Below are 20,188 nucleotides of genomic sequence, written 5' to 3' on the forward strand. Positions count from 1 at the left end.
CGCGCGATGCGACGTCGGGACGAGCGGCAGACTCTCACTCGGCGGCCACGGCCAGCACTTCGTCCTGTTGCAGCAGGCCCGACATCTTCCACTGCTGCTCCAGCACGCCGGGACCGTAGTCCTTCGCCCCGCCCAGCGTCTCGGCGAGCGCCTGGAAGCGTGCGCCTTCCTCGATCAGCACGATGGTGTTGGCGAGCGCGAGCAGTCCCTTGCGGCCCCAGGCGGTCGAGCCGCCATTGGCTTCGAGGATCGCGGGCAGGTGATGGTCTTTGGCGATCGCCTCGAGGATGAAGTTCGCCTCGCCCTGGCGCCGGTCGATATAGATTGGCAGTTCGCGCGCACGGGTCCAGCGCTGGACCGGCACGTAGCGGATCGGCAGCGACCGGTGGCTCTGCGACCAGGCGCCGAGATAGACGGTATGGACGTGGCTCACCGTCGTGATGTCGGCATGCGCGCGGAAGATCGACAAATAGCGCCCGCCGCCGAGATTTGCGCCGGGCGGCCCCTGCAGCACCTCGCCGTCGAGCGCATAGATGGTCGGCTTGAGCTCGGCATCGGGCGCGAACGGGCCGGGATAGCCGATCGACACCGCGGCCTCCTCGCCCGGCACGCGCTCGACGAAGTTGACCGTTCCGGAGGGCGCGATCGTGCCGGTGGCGGCGAGGCCGCGAAAGGCGATGCCGGCATCGCGGACGGCGGCGGCGGCGAAATCGGTGATGGTCGAGTTGAGTTGAGTCATGTCCGTTCTCCTTATTCGGCGGCTTCGAGCAGGTTCTGGGTCGTGGCGGCGGTGCGGCCGAGCAGCGGCAGCACTTCCTCGCCGATCCGCCAGGCTTCCTCGAGATGCGGGGTGCCGGCGAGGATGAAGGCGTCGGCGCCGCGCTGGATCAGCTCGTCGAGCTGCTCGGCGCATTGCTCATAGCTGCCGACGATGCCGAGCGCCGGGCCGCCGCGCAGCAGGTTGAACCCGCCCCACAGATTCTTGCCGACGATGAGGTCATCCCAGCGCTTCGCCTCGGTCGGCTTGAGCGCGGACTGGCGTGCGGCGCCGACCGAATCGGTGGGCTGACCGCGCCACTGCGCGCGCGTCGCGTCGCTGACATTCTCGAAGCCGATGCGGATGTCGCGCCACGCTTCCTCTTCGGTCGGGCGCGCGACGAGATCGACGCGGATCGCGCATTTCTGCTCGCCGCCAAGCTGCGCGGTGCGTTCCTTGACCCGCGCGAACTTGTCGGTGAGCTGGTCATAGGGTTCGAGCCAGGAGAGATAGTAATCGGCGTGCTTCGCCGCCGATTGCAGCGCGGCCTCGGACGAGCCCGAGAACCAGATTTCAGGGACTTCCTCGCGGCTCAGCAGGTCCGAGAGCTGCTCGCCCTCCACCTGATAGAAGCGGCCGTCATAGTCGAACGGCTTGCCCGCCCACACGCCACGAAAGATGTCGAGGAACTCAGTGGTGCGGCCATAGCGGTCGTCATGGGCGAAATCGTCGCCCCACCACAGCTGCGACGGTCCGCCGCCGCCCGTGATCACGTTGAACACCGTTCGCCCGCCGGTCGCGCGCTGCAGGCTCGCCGAGATGCGCGCGGCATGGACCGGATCGAGGAAGCCGGGCTGGAACGCGATCATGAAGCGGAACGTCTTGGTCTCGCGCGCGAGCAGCGGCGAGATCACCCAGGGATCGTCGGTATTGGGAAAGGACGGGATCAGCCCGCCGATGAACCCTGACAGTTCCGCCGCCTTCGCGATCTCCGCGAGATGGTCGATATAGCGATAGCCGTCATCCTCGCCCTGCGCGGTCAGGCCGGGCGCAACATTGCCGGGCTGGAGCGGCGACCAGTCACCCCGGTCATAGGAGCCGCGGCGGATGCTGGCGTGGCAGCCATGGGTGGGCAGGCGCCAATAGAAATCGATCGACATGATGAGTCTCCTTCAGGCGGCGGCGCGCAGGTCAGCGATGCGCGCGCGGACGCGCGGCAGCACGAACTGGCCGATGCGATAGGCTTCCTCGAGCGACGGCGTCGCCGAGAGGACGACATGGCCGACACCAATCGCATGCAGATCGGCGAGACGGTTGGCGACCGCGTCATAACTGCCGGCGATCCCCTGCCCGGCCGCGACCTCCTCGGCGGTCTCGCGCGCGGTGATCGTTGCGATGACGCCGAGCTCGACGGTGCGGCCGGCGGCGAGCGCCAGCCGGTCCAGCGTCTCGGCCCGCCCGCGCAACGCGTCGAGCGGTGCGTGCGGCAGCAGATGGACGTCGGCCAGCCGCGCCGACCGTTCGAGCGCTTCCTCGTCGTCACCGCTCAGATAGACCGGCGGAAACGGTACGTTCGCGAGCGGCGCCTGAAAACCGCCGCCCTTGACCGAGAAATACTCGCCATCATGGTCGAACGGCCGCGTGCCGTGGACGCCGCGGGCGACATGAAGAAACTCGGCGGTGCGCGCCGCATCCTCTTCGCCGCCATCGCCGGTCAGCGCCCAGCCGAGCCGGTTGTGGGTCGCGCGCTGGAAGCTCACCGCTTCCTTGGCCGCATAGACCGCCGAACCCACGGTCGCGGGAAATTCGGGCACCAGGAGCAGCCGCGGCGCGGTCCGCGCGATGGCGGCGGCAACGATCTGGCTGTCGTCGCTCTCCGGCCGGTAAGCGACAAACAGCCCGTCGAACGCGGTCGTCGCGGCGGCGCGCGCGACCTGCACATAATAGTCGTAGCGGTTGAGCGACGCCGTGCGGACATCGCGCGGCACAAAGCCTGTGGCGGGGCGGGCCGATGCCTCGCCGCGCGCGGGTTCGGCGGCGGGATCAAGCCGCCAATAGAAACGAAGGGTCATGCGGCACTCCTTTGCTGGATGGTTGTGTCGCCGCCGAAGCGGCCCGTGAACACAAAGTCGGCGAGCGGGCGGCGGGTATTGGGCGCTTCCTGCGCGTGGAAATCGGCGTGCAGCGTGTCGAGATCGCCCTGCCGCCCGATCGCGACCACCGCCTCGACCGCGAAATCTTCGGGGATCGCCAACGCCACGCGCGCCGCATCGCGGTCGAACCCGCCGATCCCGTGCGTGTGCCAGCCGAGCAGCAGCGCCTGATGCGCGAAATTGGCCCAGGCCGCGCCGGTGTCGAAGCTGTGGCTGTGATTATGCCCGGTCACACCGCGCCGCTCGACCTGCGTCGCCGAGGCGATCACGATCAACGCCGAGGCTTTGCGCCGCCCATAGCCGGTTGCGCGGCATCAACAGGTCGAGAAACACCGGCCACGCCGCATCGCCGTTCCGCGCGACGATGAATCGCCACGGCTGGACATTCGACGCCGACGGCGCCCAGCGCGCCGCTTCGAACGCCGTCAGCAAGTCGGCGTCGGGGATCGCCTCGCCCGAAAAGCTGCGCGGCGACCAGCGGTCGACGAACAGCGGCGCGACGGGATGGTCGGGCGCGCGACTCATGCCCGCACCTCGCGCACCGGCAGATGGACGAGGTTCTCGGGCGCCTGAGAATCTACTTGGGGGCCGGTCAGCTCGGCGAGGATTTCGTCGCGCAGGCGATGCAGGATCGGCGAGCTGCGGTCGCGCGGATGCGGCAGATCGATATCGACGATGCGGCGGATGCGGCCGGGCTTGGCGTCCATCACGATGACGCGGTCGCCGAGGAACACCGCTTCCTCGACGTCGTGCGTGACCATCACCATCGTCGAGCGCTGAGTGAGCCAAATGCGCTGAAGCTCGCGCTGGACATGGACCCGGGTCAGCGCATCGAGCGCGCCCAATGGCTCGTCGAGCAGCAGCAGCTTGGGTTCGGTCACCAGCGCCCGCGCGATCGCGGCGCGTTGCGCCATGCCGCCCGACAGCTGGTGCGGATAGGCCTGCTCGAACCCCGTCAGGTTCACCAGCGCGATATGCTCCGCCACGATCCGCGCGCGCTGCGGCTTGGGGATATCGGTGTTGAGCAGCGCCAGCCCGACATTCTCCTCCAGCGTCAGCCAGGGAAACAGACGATGGTCCTGAAAGATCAGCCCGCGGTCGAGGCTGGTGCCGGCGATGCGCTTGCCGTCGAGCCGGATCTCGCCCGCATAATCGGTGTCGAGCCCGGCGATCAGCCGAACCAGCGTCGACTTGCCGCAGCCCGACGGGCCGACGATGCTGACGAACTCGCCCGCGCGGATGTCGAGATCGATCCGGTCGAGCACCGGCAGCGCCTCGCGCCCGATGCGGAAATCCTTGGACAGGTTGGCGATCGTCAGCGCGCCGTTCGCGGGTGTGTCGATCGGGACATGCGGCGTATCGATGCGAGTGTGCAGGGTCATGGACAGCTCCTTCAAGCGAGCACGGGCTGCCAGCGCAGCAGGTGGCGGCGCAGGCGGGCGAAGAGGTGGTTGATCGAAAAGCCGAGCAGGGCGGCGGCGAGGATCGCGACGAGAATCACGTCCATCCGCTGCTGCGCCTGCGCGACGCCCATCGTCGCGCCGAGTCCGGCGGGCGCGCCGAGCAATATCTCGGTGCCGATGGTGGCGATCCAGGCGAAGGCGAGCGCCTGGGTGAAACCGGTAAGGATCAGCGGCAGCGCGGCGGGCAGCAGGACGTGGCTGAAGCGTTGCGCGGGTGAGAAGCCGAACAGACTGCCGACCTCGACATAGCGGCGCTCGACCGCGGCGACGCCCTCATAGCTGTTGAGCACCGTCGGGTAGAAGGCGGCGAGGCTGACGACGAGCAATTTGGTCGCGTCGCCATTGCCGACCCACAGCCCGATCAGCGGCAGCCAGCCGAGCAGCGGCACCTGCCGCACCGCGTGGTAGAGCGGGCCGACCACGCGGTCGAGCGGGCGCCACATCGCCATCGCCACGCCGAGCGCGGTCCCCGCGAGGCCGCCGAGCAGCAACCCGGTCAGCGCACGCGACAGGGTCGACAGCACGTCATTGAGCAGGAAGCCGCTTACGATCTGCGCGGCGAGTGTGGCACCGACTTCCTGCAATGGCACGAAGGCGAGCGCGCGCGCGCCGCCCTGCGCCGATTGTGCCTGCCACCAGATCAGCAGCAGCACCGGCACGACCAGACCGAGCAAGATGCGCGCGGCGGGGGTGTTCAGGCGAGCCATGTCAGGCCTCCTTCCAGCGGGCGAAGCGGCGCTCGACGAGCTTGACCGAGCGGTCGAGCCCGAAGCCGACCAGACCGCTGACGAACACGCCAGCCAGCACCACATCGATGCGGAACATCTGGCGGCCCATCTCCATCATCTGGCCGATGCCGCTGTCCGCCGCGAGCAGCTCGCACGCGACCAGCACCAGCCAGCCGCGCGTCAGGCCCAGCCGTAGCCCGGTCAGCACCGGCGGCACCGCAGCGGGCAACAGAATGCGCGTGATGAACGGCAGCGGCGGCGTGCGGTAGAGCCGCGCGACCTCGAACCAGGCTTTCGGGATGCCCTTCACCCCGTCGAACGTCGCCAGCGCGACCGGAAAGAACACCGCGACCGCGACGACGACGATCTTGAACCGCTCCTCGATGCCGAGCAGCAGCACCAGCATCGGGATGAAGGCGAGCACCGGCACCTGCCGCACCGCCTGGAACACCGGCGCGAACAGCGTCTCGAACAGCTTCGACAGCGCCATCGCGGCACCGAACGCCAGCCCGATTGCGGCGCCCGTCAGGAACCCGAAGACGAGCCGGAACAGGCTGGTGCCGAGGTGATCGCCCAGCTCGCCGTCCTGCCACAGCCGGGCGAGCGTCGCGGCGACCTCGCTCGGCGGCACCAGCACCTGCGCCGGGAAGACACCGCTGGCCGACGCAAGCTGCCAGGCGAGCAGCAATGCCAGCAGCGGCGCGATGCCCTGAGCGAAGCGACGGATCATGGCAGGACCTCCTGCGGCGCGAGCGGCCGAGCGGTGCGGTGGCGAAGGAAGGCGAAACCGGCGGCGGCGAACAGCAGCGGCAGCCACAGCAGGAACACCGATTGCAGCGGCACCAGCTTGGTCAGCAGCCCGCCGCCCAGAGCGCCCGCCGAGGAGCCAGTCATCGATGCGAGATTGTAGAGTCCGGCCGCCTTGCTCTTGCCGCCCGGAATGCTCGCCAGCATGCGCACATTGATCAGGTGGACGACCGCCGAAGCCGCGCTGAGCAGCACCGCGCCCGCGGCGAGCCCTGCCAGCCCATGCGCGAGGCCGACCAGCAACAGTGCGGCACCGGCGAGGCTCAACGCCACGGCGTAGGCCGCGCCGCGTCCCAGCCGTGCGACCAACGTGCCGCTCAGGAACAGGAAGGCGACCGCACTGAAGCCCTGAACCAGCAGCACGGTGATCCCGTCCTCCTTGGTCAGCGGCGGGAGCGCGGCGGCCAGCAACAGGACGAAGGTCGAAAACAGCGCCCCGGTGGCCGAGCTCAGAAACTCGACGAAGCAGCTCTCGGCGATGGCGCGGTCGCCGAGCAGCGCGCCGATCTCCGTTAGAAAGCTCGCGCTTTCCGCCGCAGCCGGATCGCGCGCGGGCAGGAAGGACAGGCTGAACAGCGCCATGACGCCGAACAGCGCCGCGACGATCCAGAAGGCCGGCGTCACCCCGGCATGGACGATCAGTAGCCCCGCCGCTGCGGGTCCAAGGATCGCCATGCCCGCCTGTTGCGACCCGCGATACCAGCCGCCGCGCGTCTCGCCATTGCCGCGCAGCCGCTCCAGGAACGAGCTGTTCATCGCGATGATGCGGAACGGAATGCAAAGCCCGATCAGCCAGCGCCCGCCGGCCAACGCGGCCCAGCCGGTCGCCAGCGGCATCGCCAGGTTGATCAGCATCGGGCCGAGACTGGCGGCGAAATAGATACCGCGCGCGCCATAGCGAGCGATGATGAAGCCCGCTGGCACCGTCACCAGCACCATGCCGATCGATTCCGCCGCACCGATCACGCCGACCTGCAACGGCGTTGCGCCCAGATCGATCGCAAACATCGTCGTGACGACCTTGCCAAGACCGATGGTGATGCCACTCACTACCGAAAGCAGCAGGAACTGCGTCATGAAGCGCCGGTCGCTGATCGCATGGGTCATCGCGCAGCGGCCTCCGCCGTGGCGGACTGCCAATGCTGTTGCAGGTTCAGCCTTTTGAGGGCCTCGGTCGCGAACCGCCGGTCGAGCAGCTTGTCGACATCGACCTTGGTGCGGACCAGCTTCTGGTCGAACGTATAGGCCGCGGCGTCGCGATAATGCGCGACCATGAAGTCGTCATAAAGCGGCGAATAACGATCCTTCCACGCGACGCGCGGTTCGTTCAGCTCGGCCTCGACCACGCTGCGCGGGGATTCGGCGCGCGAGGTGATGTCGATCACCTCGTCACGGCGCGCGGGATCGGACGCCCAATGCTGTGCGCGGACATAGGCGTCGGCGACGAGCTGGGTCAGCTCGGGATGCCGGTCGACGAAATCGCCGCGCCCGAACAGCTCGGCGCGCATCTTCCACGATTGCGGCGCCTGCTTGGTCGACCAGATGATCCGCCCGACTTTCTTCTCGACCAGCAGATGCGCGTCGGACAGCAGCACCACCGCATCGACATCGCCCGAAGCGAGCGCGGCGTGGCTCGCCGGGGGGTTGATGTTGAGGATGCGGAAATCGCTGAGCGTGAGCCCGTTCGCCTCGACCAGCTTGGCGAAGGGCAGCTCCCACGGCCGCCCGCGGTGGAGCGCGATGCGCTTGCCCTTGAGGTCCTTGATGCTGTTCGCGGCGACGCCGTTGCGCACGACGACATAGGCGTTCTGCCCGCGCCCGACCGGCACCACCAGCCGCAGGTCGACGCCGCCGGCAACCGCGATGATCGCGGGGAAGTCGCCATAGCTGGCGAAATCGATCCGCTTGCCCGCGAACCCCTCATTGATCACCGGGCCACCGACCGCGGTCGAGACCGGGAACCATATCAGCTTCACCCCGCGCTTGGCGAGCTCGGCCTCCAGCCAGCCCTGCTGCTGGATGATCGCGGTCTGCCCCTGATAGCGCTGCTTGCCCTCGTGCGGATAGGCGATGCTGGCGATGGTCAGCGTCGCCGGCAGCTGCCCGGCCGCGGGCTGCGCCGGACTGCGGAACTGGTACGCTAGCAACGCCCCGAGCACGAGCACCGCGCCGAGCGCGATGAAGATGGTCTTGCGGCTCATGCGGCGTCCAGCGCCTCGAGATAATCCAGCGTCTCGAACGGCCGCCGGTCGATCCAGGCGGCGACATCGACGCGCGCGGGCAGGAAGCCGCGTTCGAACAGGAAGTCGCTGAAATCCTGCAGCGCCTCGGCCGATGCGTCGTCGAGATCGGTCTTGAGCCGCTGGTGCAACGTGTCGCCGCCATAGGCTGCGCGCACGAACTGTTCGGGCGAACCAGTTTCGCGCGCGATATAGGCGAGCGTCTCGTCGGGACGTGCCTCGGCCCATTCGCCCGCCTCGACGACATGCGCGAGCAGGCGGCGCGCGACCGCCGGGTAGCGCTCGAGCGTCGCCGCATCGACCGTCAGCGGGCGCGGCGCGCCGTTGTTGACGCGGATCCTGGGATCGAGGTGGAAGCCGGTGTCGATGACGACATGCGCGCCGGCGAGCAGGGCATATTCATGCCCGAGCGAACCCTTGACGTGGATCGCATCGACCTCGCCGCGCACCAGCGCGTGGAACTCGGCGGCATAGAGCGGGCGACCACCCCAATTGCCGCGAGCAACCAGCTCGAAGCCGTCGGGATCGGTGGCGTCGACATCGACCCACTCGACTTCGTCCTCACCGACCCCGCCGAGCGACAGCCCGGCGAGCAGCGCGCGCAACGCGGTGGCGCGGAAGATGTCGATCTTCTGGCTCGCCCGGCGCGGCAGCGCGATCCGCTTGCCGCGCAGATCGGCGGGCGTGCGGATATCCGAGTCTGGCAACGTCAGGATCAGCTGGCTCTCGTCGACCCAGCTCAGACCGATGACACGCGTGTCCGACCCCGCCGCGCGCGCCCAGATCGCCGGCACGCTGCCGCCCTGACGGAAGCTGTGCGCGAGATGGTGGTCGTAATGACTCGCTCGGACGTCCGGGTCGGTCGTGTCCTGGATCGAGCGCACGGTGATGCCGAGCTCGGCCAGGTCGCGATCGATCACGCCCTGATTGATCGCGATGCCGAGCGGCGTCGGCACCGGGCAGCGGGTGTACCAGATCTCGTTGGGAAAAGCGGTCATGCCTGATCTCCTTCAGAAGCGCGCGACGAGCGAGGCACCCCAGGTGCGCGGGTCGCCCCATTGGATGGTGTCGCCGGTGATGCCGTTGGCCGCGTTGAACTGCGGCAGCGCATGGTTGCGGTAAGTGGCGTCGAGCAGATTGTTGACGTAGACCGTGAAGGTGAAGCGGTCGTCGGGCGTGGTGTAGGCGATGCGCGCGCTCGCCAGCGTGTAGCCCGGCTGATTGAGCAGGTAGCGGTTCACCCGGTCCTGCGGCGTGATGTAGTAGAATTGGTGCGACTGGTAGCGCGCGTCGGCGCCGAGCTGAATCTTGCCTGCTTCGTCCAGATCGAACTCATAGGAGGCGCCCAGATTGAGCGTGACGTGCGGCGCCCGCACGAACTCGGCGCCGGCGAGATTAGCGCCGCCATTCACGACCTGAAGCGTGTCATACCTGGTATCGAGCAGTCCGAGCGCGGCGTTGAGCTGGAGCCCTTCGACCGGCCGCGCGGTCAGCTCGAACTCGGCGCCGTTGACATGCGCCTCGGCCGCGTTCTGGAGGTAGGACGTCGTCGTGCCGCCGACCGCGCCGGGGTTCGGCCCGACCACGTTGATCTGCACATTGTCGTACTGATAGTGGAAGGCCGTGGCATTGAAGGTCACCGCGCCGCCGAACCAGCTCGATTTGTAGCCGATCTCGAACGAATCCAGCTCTTCCGGCTCGACCACCTGCAACGCTGCGGTCAACTGCGCGGCGGTGTTGAACCCGCCCGATTTCACGCCATGCGCATATTTGAAATAAAGCAGGTGACCCGGCGCGATCTTCCACGAGGGCGTCACGTCATAGGTGAAATTGTCCCAGGTCCGCCGCAGCTGGCCCGAGAAGGTCCCCGCCCCGCCGATATTGCCGGTATAGCTGTCCCACCATTGCGCGTAGCCGCTCCACGTCGCCCCGGCCGCGGTCGCATTGGCGATACGGCGGAAGTCGAGCGTCTTGGTCTCGCGCGTGAAGCGTGCGCCGACAGTGAGGTTGAGCGTATCGGTGAGGTCGTAGCCGAGATTGGCGAACGCGGCGCCGCTCTCGGCCTGATGGTCATAGCGCGTGCGGCTATAGGCGTTGGGCGCGGTGTCGCCGGGGCGGGCCGGCACGGCGCCGTCGGGCAGCGTCGCGGACGCCGCGTCGGAACGGATTTTCTCGTTGAAATAATAGGCGCCGAGGATCCACTTGAACGCGCCCGAGCCGTTTGAGGCGAGCCGCAACTCCTGGCTCCACTGCTTGCTGGCCGCATCGGTGTGGTTCCGCGCGATTTCCAGCGGGGTGTAGTCGCTGTCGCCGAACGATTCCGTCTCGTACCGCTCATAGCCGGTGATCGAAGTCAGCGTCGCAGCGCCAAAGTCGAAATCGAGCTTGAGCGAGCCGCCATATTGGCTGGTGTCGCTGTTCTCGTCGGCATTGGTGTTGACCGCGTCGCGATCGACCGGCGGCGCATAGCCGTTGCGATAGACGCCGTCGGCGCGATAGCTGCCGACCGTCCAATACCCGCCGAACGTCTTGTACTTGCGGTAGTGCGCCCCGAGCAGCGCTTCGAAATTACCGCTGCGCGCAAGCAGCTGGCCGCGGATCACGCTGTCCTCGATCGCATTGTTCTTGTCGCCGCTGAACAAATTGGTGAAGCGGCCGTCACGATTCTCGATATGGCCGGAGATGCGCGCGGCGAGCGCGTCGGGCACCAGCGTGACGCCGACCCCGGCCTGGACGATCTTGTCGTCATAGCTGCCATAGTCGAGCTTGACGTAGTTCGAGTTGTCGCCAGGCGTGAAGCTCGGCTTTTTGGTCACGACCGCGATCGCGCCGCCGGTGGTGTTCTTGCCCCACAACGTGCCCTGCGGGCCGCGCAGCACCTCGACGCGTTCGAGATCGAACAGCGGCAGGCCGGTGGCGCTGGCGTTGCTGATATAGACTTCGTCGAGATAGAAGCCGACCGGGTTGGCAAGGTCGATCTGCTGCTGCCCGGCGCCGACGCCGCGGATCCACCAGCGCGGCCGGCCATGCTGCTGCGTCCCGGCGGAGGCGTTGGGCACCAGCGCCAGCACCTCATTGGCCGAGCGGCCGACACCCTGCAGCGTGAACACATCCTCGCCCAGCGCAGTGACGGCGCTCGGCACGTCCTGAATGTCCTGCTCGCGCTTGCCCGCGGTGACGACGATCTCGGTGCCCTCGGCGTCCGCCGGGTCGCTTTCGGCGACGGGCGGGTCAGCGTCCTCGGCATAGGCCGGCAGCGCCGCGCCCAGTGCCGCGAGCGAGATGGCGATCGTCAATCCGGTCTTCTTGGTCTTCAAACGTGTCATGTCGAAAAACGTCCCCCCGGCGCGGCGACGTGCCGCGCGGTCATGTTCGTGTGGAAAAGATCAGGCGGCCTGGCGCTCGCGCGCCTCGACCCCCGCCAGCGGGCGCGGATCGATCCAGCCGCGCGCATCGAAATCGGCCTCGAGGAAGCCGTGCTGGAACAGGAAGTCCTTGAATCGGCCAAATGCGCCGATCGCGTCGTCGCTCAGAAACGTTGCCAGCGCGCCATGCGCGTTCGCACCATAGGCTTCGCGCACCCAATCGGGCGTCGAGCCGGTCTCGCGCGCGATATAGGCGACCGTCTCGTCGGGATGCGCCGCCGCCCAGTCGCCCGCCGCGATCACGCGGGCGAGGAAACGCTCGACCAGATCGGGCCGCTGCTCGATCAGCGCGGCATCGACGGTCAGCGGACGCGGCGTGCCATTGTTGGCGCGCACCCAGGCATCGGGATGATCGCCGAGCGAGGCGACGATATGCGCGCCGGTCAGCCGCGCGGTTTCGAGGCCGAGCGCGCCCTTGACGTAGATCGCATCGACCTCGCCGCGCACCAGCGCCAGCACTTCGGCGCGATAGCCGTGCCGCGTCCGCGCGCGGTTGCGCTCGCCGGTGGCGATGCCCTCGGTCCCGCTGCGTGCCGGGTCGGTGCTGACGGTATCGACTCGCTCGACATCGGCGAGCGACAAGCCTTCGAGTTCAAGCGCCGAGGCGAAGCCCTTGAGCGCGGTCGCACGATTGAAGTCGATCGAGATCGGGTTGACCGGCAAGCCGATGCGCCGCCCCTTCAGGTCGCGCGGGGTGCGGATGCCGAAGCCCGGCAGCGACAGGATCGCCTGAAACTCGTCGGTCCAGGACAGGCCGATCACCTTGGTGTCCCGGCCTCGCGAGCGCGCCCAGATCGCCGGGATGCTGCCGCCCTGGCGGAACGAGCTTGGGAGATTGTGGTCGAAGTGGCTCTCGCGGGCATTGAGGTCCGCGGTTTCCTGGATCGACTTGAGGCCGATCCCATCGACGGCGAACTCGTCGGCAAACCAGCCAAGCTGCACTGCGATGCCGAGGCCAGTCGGCACCGGGCAGCGCGTGTACCAGAGGTCGGTGATGTTGCTCATGAATATGTCCTTGTCGTGAGGACGAGCGACCGCCGCGGCCGAAGCGCTTGCCGCGCAACGGACCGGCACGCCGGAATGGCGCGCAGAGCGTCAGGCCGCGGACGTCAGCCCGCGACGGTCGCCGTCAAATGATCGGATTCAGCGTTGCGTCAGCAGCGCGCCAGCAATGCCGGCGGTGGCGTGCGGGAGAGATGGATACATTGGCTCATCGTCGTTCCTTCCTGTTCGGAAACACGAGGCCGCCGGGCTCCATCGGCAACGCCGTGCGCTTTAGCAATTGGTGACGCGGCGCAATCTGCATTCCGTCAAAAACCGCGGGTCGAGATGTCGGCTGTGAGTCGCCGCACGGCGTGACCACCGCCGTGCTCAATACATATCGATTTGATGGGATTAAGGTCAATAGCTTTGGTTGGGGACGGCAAATCCGACCTTTCCCGGCAACCGGAGGCGGCCATCCGGCGCGAACCACCGGCAGGCCCGGGGGATCGGCAAGGCTCAGGCGTCCGACATCACGCCATGATAGTCCGGGTCTTCCAGCGCTCGTCCGGCACCGTTCGCGACACACATCAGCGCGTCGTCCGCCACGACCACCGGCAGGCCGGTCGCCTGCGATAGCACCTCGTCGAGATGGGCGAGCAGGCTGCCGCCGCCGGTCATCACGATGCCCTCGTCATGAATGTCAGCGGCAAGTTCGGGTTCGGTCTTCTCGAGCGCGCTCAGCGTTGCTTCCACGATCTGCGCGACCAGTTCGGCGAGAAACTGCGCGATCTCGCCCTGGCTGACCTCGACCTCGGCGGGCATGCCCTTGACCAGGTCACGGCCCCTGACTTTCATCACGCGTCCGATCCCGTCGGCGGGCCGCCGCGCCGTGCCGATCTCGACCTTGATCCGTTCCGCAGTGGCTTCGCCGATCATCAGATTGTGCCGGCGCCGGATTCCGGAGGCGATCGCCTCGTCCATCCGGTCACCGCCGACACGCACCGACGCGCTATAAGCCAACCCGCGCAGCGACAACACCGCGACCTCGGTCGTTCCGCCGCCAATGTCCACGACCATGGCGCCGCGCGGATCGATGACGCGCAATCCCGCGCCGATCGCCGCCGCCATCGATTCCTCGATCAGCAGGACCTTGCCCGCACCCGCATTCGAGGTGGCCTGCTGAATCGCCCGCCGTTCGACCTGCGTGGCGCTGCTCGGGATGCTGATGGCGACTTCCGGACCGCGCGCGAACCGGCGCGATCCGCCGCGGGCCTTGCCGATAAAATATTTGATCATCTGCTCGGCGACGTTGATGTCAGCGATCACGCCGTCGCGCATGGGACGGATCGTCGTGACATTGTCCGGCGTCTTGCCGAGCATCAGCTTTGCCTCGGCGCCGATCGCACGCACCGTCGGAATGCCGTTGCGCGTTTCCAGCGCGACCACCGAAGGCTCGTTGAGCACGATTCCGCGATGCTTGAGGTAGACGACGGTGTTGACGGTGCCGAGGTCGATCGCGAGATCGGAGGAAACGCTCGGGAAAAAGCGAGGAAATCGCATCGAGTTCAATCAAAAGGGCATCGTCAGCCGCAGGCAACAGCGCGCGGCGACAGGCGATGGGGTGGGCCGCCGCGCGTGGGCAAGTGGTTCGGAACGGTCAAGCGGTTAGCGGCTGGCCGAGCGGCACAAGCGTTCGGGCGATTCGCCGCCGCCGGCATTCGGCCTTAGCGGGCGATGCCCGATTCAGGCGATTGAGGCCCCTTCAGATCGTCCGCCTTCACTCGCCATCGACGATCCCTCGATCGGCCAACGCCGCTGCCCGATAATAGAGAAATGCGGGAACGACCGCCGCCAGATGGCCGACGACGAGAATCCAGCGCAGGCTATCGCGCCCATAGAGCGGTGCGAAATAGTCCGACGCCACACCGACCGCGAACGACCCCAGCCCGACCCCGACCAGATTGAACAGCATCATGATGATCACGATCGTCGTCGCGCGGTATTTCGGCCCGACCAGCTGCTGCACCACCGAGAAGAACGGGCCGAGATAGGACGCCGCCCCAACGAACGAGATCCAGTAGAGCGCCGCGAACACCCGCCAGTCGCTGCTCGCGATGGCAAGGCCCGCCGCCGGGATGCCGATCAGCAACCCGTAGCACGGCACGAGCAGCGCCCGCCCCGGCCCGGCCCGTGCGAACCGGTCGGCGAGCGCGCCGCCATAATAGGTGCCGATCGCCCCCGCCCCCATCGTCAGCCCGAGCAGCAGGCCCGCCTGGGTCGGCGACAGCTCGACCACCCGGATCAGATAGATGCCCGTCCAGTTGGGCAAAGCGGTCACGAACACACCGATCAGTGCGGTCGCCGCGGTCAGCCAGCGCAGCGCGGGCGAGCCGAAGATGACGCGGCAATTCTCGAGGATCGAGGGATGTGCTTCGGTTGCCACGGGCGCCGGCTCGGTCTTGCGCGGCTCGTGCAACGTCAGCTTGATGATCAGCGCCAGCAGCAGGCCCGGCGCGCCGACGATGATGAAGGTCATGCGCCAGCCGACCAGATCGGCGAGCCAGCCGCCGACCATCAGTCCCGCGAGCGTGCCCAGCGGAATGCCGAGGCTGTAGATGCCGAAGGCGCGCGAACGGTTCGCCGGGGTGACATAATGGTTCATCAGTGTGAGGATCGGCGGACCGCCGCCGGATTCGCCGACCGCGACCAACATGCGCGCGACCAGCAGCTGGCCGTAATTGGCCGCCATGCCGCACACCATCGTCATCGCCGACCACAGTGCCATGCACGAAGCGATCACCAGCGGCCGGTCGCTGTGCGGACGATCGACATAGCGCGCGATCGGGAGTCCGGCGAACGAGTAGAACAGGGCGAAGGCAAAGCCCGTCAGAAAGCCGAGCTGGGTGTCGGTCAGGCCGAGATCCTGCTTGATCGGCTCGGCGAGGATGCTGAGGATCGAGCGGTCGAGGATGTTGAAGAAGGTCGCCAGCACGGCGATCACCAGCAACAGCTTGAACCGCGCCGTCTCGCTCAGTGCCGCGCCGCTCGCGCCGGATGCCGGGATACCCTTACTCGCCAATTTCGCCTCCGATATCCTGATGCGTTCGTGCGTCACCCGCGCGCGACGGGTTCGAGCAGTTCGTTCTTGCCGATCACCGCTTCGTCGAGCTCATGGCCGGCGTCGCGCAGGATCCGTGCATCGACCTTGGCATGCGCGCCGATCCAGCGGCCGGCCTGCATGAACTCGCGCGGGTTGTTGACCGTCTCCATGCACAGCACCTCGCTCTCACGCAGGTACCAGATCGAATAGCCCGGCTTGTCGGGGTCGCCGCGCACGACGATCTCGTCGAACCCGTCGGCAAGCCCGACGATCTGCAGCTTGAGGTTGTACTGGTCCGACCAGAACCACGGCACATGCGCATGGCGAACCTTGCGCCCGCACATGCCGGCGGCGGCGACGCGCGCCTGCTCGAGCGCATTGTCGACCGATTCGAGCTGGATGCGGCGGCCATAGCGGACGCTCGGGTGGCGCGTGCAGTCGCCCGCGGCGAAGATCAGCGGATCGGACGTGCGGCAGCGGTCGTCGACGACGATCCCGCCCTCGCACGTCAGCCCGGCCTCCGCCGCGAGCGAGAATTCCGGAATATTGCCCGCGGCGACGAGCACGAGATCCGCGGCGACGCGCGTGCCGTCGTCGAGCAGCACCGCCGCCACGCGCCCGTCCACGCCCTCGAAACCCTGCGCCGAGCGGTGCAGCATCAGCTTGACGCCATGGTCGAGATGGTAGCGTGCGAAGAATTCCGACGTCACCGGCGCCGCGACCCGGCTCATCAGCCGCGCCGACAGCTCGATCACCGTGACGTCGAGTCCCGCGCCGACCGCCGATGCCGCGGTCTCCAGCCCGATATAGCCCGCGCCGATGATCGCCAGCCGCGCGCCCGGCGCGAACCCGGCGCGCATTGCGACCATGTCCTCATAGGTCCGAATGACATGGATGCCGGCGAGCTCGTTGCCCGGAATCGGCAGCCGCCGCGGCCGGCCGCCAGTGCCGATCAGCAGCTTGTCATAGTCGAGCGATGCCTCACCCTCGATCCGCACGCGGCGCGCGGCGCGATCGATGCCGGTGACATGCTTGCCGAGCATCAACTCGATCCGGCTACGTTCGTAGAAGGCGGCATGACGCAACGGCAGCCGGGTAATGTCGAGCTGGCTGACCAGCCCCTTCTTGCACAAAGGCGGACGACTGTAGGGGAGATGCGGCTCTTCGCTGACCAGCACGATGCGGCCGTCGAATCCTTCCTGGCGCAGGCAATCTGCCGTGCGCGAGGAGGCATAGCCGCCGCCGATCAGGACGAACGTCTCATTCGACAGCATTGGTACGCCCTGTCAGCACCGTCGAATGGCGGTGCGGCGTCACCAGCAGCGACGGCTGCGTGATCGCCGGATCGGCGAGCGGCTCGACCCCGCCCAGCACCGCGTCGCCATGCTTCGCGCGCAATTCCTCGATATCGCCGAACTCGAGCGCGCGTTGCGGGCAGGCAGCGACGCAGGCCTGCTCCTCGCCCGTCCCTTCGAGGTCGACGCAGCCGTCGCACATGGTCATCACGCCCAGCGCCTCGTTGAACTGCGGCGCGTCATAGGGGCAGCATTGGCATAGCCGGCAGCCGACACAGACTTCGGGATCGATCAGCACGCGGCCATCGTCGCGCTTGCTGATCGCCGCGACCGGGCATGCCTCCAGGCACACCGGCGTCACGCAATGATTGCACGCGATCGACAGCGAATAGGCCGAGATCTGCGGCACCATGAAGCCCGGGCTGGCGGCGTCCTGCTCCCACGACCCCATGGTGTGATGGATCACCTTGCGGAAATTGACGCCGACCGGATTGTCATATTTGTCCTTGCACGCGACGAGGCACACTGCGCAGCCGTTGCACGCTTCCGCATCGAGGTAGAAGCCGAGCTGTTTGGTCATGCATAGGCGTCCTTGAGCGGGATGACGTGCGCGGTCTCGACGTCGGAGCGCAGCGGCGCGCCGGTCCATTTCTCGACTTCGACGATCAGACTGTTCCAGCCGATATGCCCGCCGCCTGTCGGCTTCGATCCCTTGAGGACATTGGCGCAGCCGCCGCGGTCGATCCCGGTTTCCTCGTCGAGATCGACGCGTGAGCCCTGCCCCAGGATCGTCACGCCCGGCATGATGTGCGGCGTCACCCACACCGTGCGCAGCACCTTGCCCCATGGGCTGCGGATCAGCACCGTGTCGCCATTGGCGATCCCGCGCGGCGCCGCATCGATCGGGTTCATGATATATTCGTGCGGAAACAGCTCGCGCATGACGGTCGCGTTGTCGAAGAAGTTGTGCGCGCGGCGCGGCATGTGGATGTTGTAGACCTGCAGCGGATAGTCGCCCTTGATCCGTTGCTCCCAGTCGCTGAACGTCGCCTCATAGCCCTCCATCGGCGGGACATAGGCGGGGATCGGCCGGATCTGCGACCAGCCCAGCCGGTTCACGAGATCGGCGATCGCCTGGCAGTGGATTTCGAGCTTGCCGCTGCGCGTAGCGAGCGGGTTGGCGTCGGGGTCTTCGCGAAATTCCTTGAGATAGACGAAGCCGTGATTGTCGCCCGGCTCGCGCGGGATGTGGTAGATGCCCTTCTCGCGAAACTCCTCGACGGTGATGCGGCCCTGCTGCGGCACGCCCTCGACATCGAACGCCGCCAGATCGTCCTTGGTGATCGTGACGAGCGGTTCGAACGTCTTGCCATCCTCGTTCATCACCCGCGCATCGGCGACCTGATTGAAGATCTCCTGCTTCCACGACCAGGGCTCGACGATCGCCGGGTCGATCCCCAGCCGCTTGGCGAGCTCGACGCCGATCCACAGATCGTCGCGGCACTCGAAATAGGGCTCCATCACCTTCGAGTGCCACAGCAGCTGCTCGCGATAGCCGATGCAGACATTGCCGTCGCGCTCCCAGCGCGAGGTCACCGGCAGGACGAGATCGGAATAGATCGCGTCGGCGTTCATGAACATGTTCTGGGTGACGACGAACTCGACCTTGCGGTGCGCACGGATGCCCTCGACGGTGTTGGGCAGCTGGTTCACGCGCGATCCGTGCGCGTGATAGATCATGCGCAGGTCAATCGGGACCTTCTCGCCATCGACGCCGGTGTAGTGGCCATTCAACACCGCGGTGTTGATCTCGTTGATGTTGATGCAGCCCTTGCGCGAGGTGTGCTGGAACCCGCCCGCCATCATGTCGTCGCACACCGGGTTGGGGATCGGCGGCGCGCGCAGATGCGAGTTGGCGTAGGAGCGCGAATTCTGGCCCTGCACCAGCTGCGGTCCGCCATTGGTGCCGAAATGATGATGCACGCCGAGCTGGCTGTGCGGCTTGCCGAAATGGCCGGTCATCGCGGTCAGCGCGATAAACGCCTGCGGCAGCGTGTCGGCATTGTCGATCCGCGCGACACCGCCGGAGGTGCAGATCGCGGCATGCTCCTCCTTGGCGAGCAGGCGCGCGAGCCAGCGGATGCGCTCGGGCGGGGCGCCGCAGATCTGCGCGGCCCATTCGGCGTCGCGGGGCTGGCCGTCGTTGAGGCCGAGCACATAGTCCTTGAGATTGTCCCGCGGGTCCGCGCCCTCGGGCAGATGCTCGGCGTCGAAGCCGACGGTGCAGCGGTTCAGGAAATCCCAGTCGATCAGCTTGTTGGCCGCGGGATCGTCCTCGACCAGCAAGGTATGGATCATGCCCAGGATCAGCGCATGGTCGGTCCCCGGCCGGATCGGCATCCACTCGTCGGTCAGCATCTCGTAAGTCGGGTTGTAGAAGGGATCGATCGCGATGAAGCGCGCGCCGTTCCGCTTGGCCTGCATATAGGTATAGGCGGGCAGCCCGGCCTGGCTCCACACCGGGTTGGTGCCCCACAGCAGGAACAGCTTGGTCTCGACCATGTCGAAGCGGTCGTTCCAGTGCGGATAGCCAAAGCCGGTGTGAAGGTGCGCCGGCAGCCAGGTGCCGGTCGAATGCGCACCCCATTGATCGGTGAAGCCACCATAGGCGCCCAGCGCGCGCGCCGCGATCGCGCCGACCCACGGTGCCAGGATCGCCTCGTTGCCATAGCTTTGCTTGATGCGCTTGAGCTCACCGGCAAGGATGTCGAGCGCCTCGTCCCACGAGATGCGCACCCATTCGTCCTTGCCGCGCAGTTCCTTCTTGCCGCCGCCCGGCTCCCAATGCTTGCGCTTCATCGGATATTTGAGCCGGTCGGCGCCGAGCAGCCACAGCCGCAGCGACTGGCCGCGGGCGCAGGCGCGCAGCTGCGGCTTGTTCCAGCTGTCCTCGATCGTGTCGTCGGTGCCCATCCGCACCACCACGCCGTCCTCGACATAGGCCTTGTTGAAGCCCTTGCTGCCGCAGTCGGGCCAGCAATCCGCGGCGATCCACTTGCCCTTGCCGCCGCCGGAGCCCAGCAACTGCCGCGCGCGCGGTTCCTTCTTGAGGCCAAAGCCGACCCCACCGGCCTGACGCACCGCAGCCGCCCACAGCTCGATCGGGTTGCGTGCGCGGGGCATGCCGGGGGCGTTCATTTCTCTCTCCTCACTCGTCGCCATCACATCGGCGGCAT

At 67.3% G+C, this 20,188-nt stretch carries 18 protein-coding genes; all 18 read right to left on the bottom strand.

Annotated features, from left to right (window positions below; translation table 11 throughout):
* Positions 1–34: 34 nt before the first annotated feature.
* Positions 35–739, bottom strand: coding sequence for a class II aldolase/adducin family protein (locus M9978_RS11720; RefSeq protein WP_254293359.1), 705 nt, complete (start codon positions 737–739; stop codon positions 35–37).
* Positions 740–750: 11 nt separating this feature from the next.
* A complete protein-coding gene (locus M9978_RS11725; protein WP_254293361.1) occupies positions 751–1,917 on the bottom strand; it encodes an LLM class flavin-dependent oxidoreductase in 1,167 nt (388 codons plus the stop codon).
* A 12-nt stretch (positions 1,918–1,929) separates the two neighbouring features.
* On the bottom strand, positions 1,930–2,829 hold the full coding sequence (locus tag M9978_RS11730) for an LLM class flavin-dependent oxidoreductase (protein WP_254293363.1): 900 nt from the start codon (positions 2,827–2,829) through the stop codon (positions 1,930–1,932).
* Positions 2,826–3,185, bottom strand: coding sequence for a nitroreductase family protein (locus M9978_RS11735; RefSeq protein ID WP_254293366.1), 360 nt, complete (start codon positions 3,183–3,185; stop codon positions 2,826–2,828). The genes M9978_RS11730 and M9978_RS11735 overlap by 4 nt, the downstream gene beginning before the upstream one ends.
* Positions 3,130–3,435, bottom strand: a complete 306-nt coding sequence (locus M9978_RS11740) for a nitroreductase family protein (RefSeq protein WP_254293368.1) — start codon at positions 3,433–3,435, stop codon at positions 3,130–3,132. Before M9978_RS11740 ends, M9978_RS11735 begins: the two co-directional genes overlap by 56 nt.
* A complete protein-coding gene (locus tag M9978_RS11745) occupies positions 3,432–4,292 on the bottom strand; it encodes an ABC transporter ATP-binding protein (protein WP_254293370.1) in 861 nt (286 codons plus the stop codon). Before M9978_RS11745 ends, M9978_RS11740 begins: the two co-directional genes overlap by 4 nt.
* An 11-nt stretch (positions 4,293–4,303) precedes the next feature.
* Positions 4,304–5,080 carry an ABC transporter permease gene (locus M9978_RS11750; RefSeq protein WP_254293372.1) on the bottom strand — a complete coding sequence of 259 codons (777 nt, stop codon included), beginning with the start codon at positions 5,078–5,080 and terminating at the stop codon, positions 4,304–4,306.
* Between the two features lies 1 nt (position 5,081).
* On the bottom strand, positions 5,082–5,831 hold the full coding sequence (locus M9978_RS11755; RefSeq protein WP_254293374.1) for an ABC transporter permease: 750 nt from the start codon (positions 5,829–5,831) through the stop codon (positions 5,082–5,084).
* On the bottom strand, positions 5,828–7,015 hold the full coding sequence (locus M9978_RS11760) for an MFS transporter (protein ID WP_254293375.1): 1,188 nt from the start codon (positions 7,013–7,015) through the stop codon (positions 5,828–5,830). The genes M9978_RS11755 and M9978_RS11760 overlap by 4 nt, the downstream gene beginning before the upstream one ends.
* Positions 7,012–8,109 carry an ABC transporter substrate-binding protein gene (locus tag M9978_RS11765; RefSeq protein WP_254293377.1) on the bottom strand — a complete coding sequence of 366 codons (1,098 nt, stop codon included), beginning with the start codon at positions 8,107–8,109 and terminating at the stop codon, positions 7,012–7,014. Before M9978_RS11765 ends, M9978_RS11760 begins: the two co-directional genes overlap by 4 nt.
* Positions 8,106–9,146, bottom strand: a complete 1,041-nt coding sequence (locus M9978_RS11770) for an ABC transporter substrate-binding protein (protein WP_254293379.1) — start codon at positions 9,144–9,146, stop codon at positions 8,106–8,108. Before M9978_RS11770 ends, M9978_RS11765 begins: the two co-directional genes overlap by 4 nt.
* Positions 9,147–9,158: 12 nt before the next feature.
* The gene (locus M9978_RS11775) at positions 9,159–11,474 is read right to left on the bottom strand and encodes a TonB-dependent receptor (RefSeq protein WP_254293381.1); all 2,316 of its coding nucleotides are present in this window, start codon (positions 11,472–11,474) and stop codon (positions 9,159–9,161) included.
* 60 nt (positions 11,475–11,534) lie between these two features.
* Positions 11,535–12,578, bottom strand: a complete 1,044-nt coding sequence (locus tag M9978_RS11780) for an ABC transporter substrate-binding protein (protein ID WP_254293383.1) — start codon at positions 12,576–12,578, stop codon at positions 11,535–11,537.
* Positions 12,579–13,073: 495 nt separating this feature from the next.
* A complete protein-coding gene (locus M9978_RS11785; protein WP_254293385.1) occupies positions 13,074–14,117 on the bottom strand; it encodes a rod shape-determining protein in 1,044 nt (347 codons plus the stop codon).
* 217 nt (positions 14,118–14,334) lie between these two features.
* Positions 14,335–15,636: a spinster family MFS transporter gene (locus M9978_RS11790; protein WP_254293386.1), complete on the bottom strand. Its 1,302-nt coding sequence runs from the start codon at positions 15,634–15,636 to the stop codon at positions 14,335–14,337.
* Between the two features lie 32 nt (positions 15,637–15,668).
* Positions 15,669–16,931, bottom strand: coding sequence for an NAD(P)/FAD-dependent oxidoreductase (locus M9978_RS11795; protein WP_254293388.1), 1,263 nt, complete (start codon positions 16,929–16,931; stop codon positions 15,669–15,671).
* Entirely contained in the window at positions 16,918–17,532 is a 615-nt protein-coding gene (locus tag M9978_RS11800; RefSeq protein ID WP_302053950.1) for a 4Fe-4S dicluster domain-containing protein, read from the bottom strand. The genes M9978_RS11795 and M9978_RS11800 overlap by 14 nt, the downstream gene beginning before the upstream one ends.
* Entirely contained in the window at positions 17,529–20,150 is a 2,622-nt protein-coding gene (locus tag M9978_RS11805) for a molybdopterin-dependent oxidoreductase (protein ID WP_254293390.1), read from the bottom strand. The genes M9978_RS11800 and M9978_RS11805 overlap by 4 nt, the downstream gene beginning before the upstream one ends.
* Positions 20,151–20,188 lie beyond the last annotated feature (38 nt).

This window comes from Sphingomonas tagetis (genome assembly GCF_024211275.1).
GTDB lineage: Bacteria > Pseudomonadota > Alphaproteobacteria > Sphingomonadales > Sphingomonadaceae > Sphingomonas > Sphingomonas tagetis.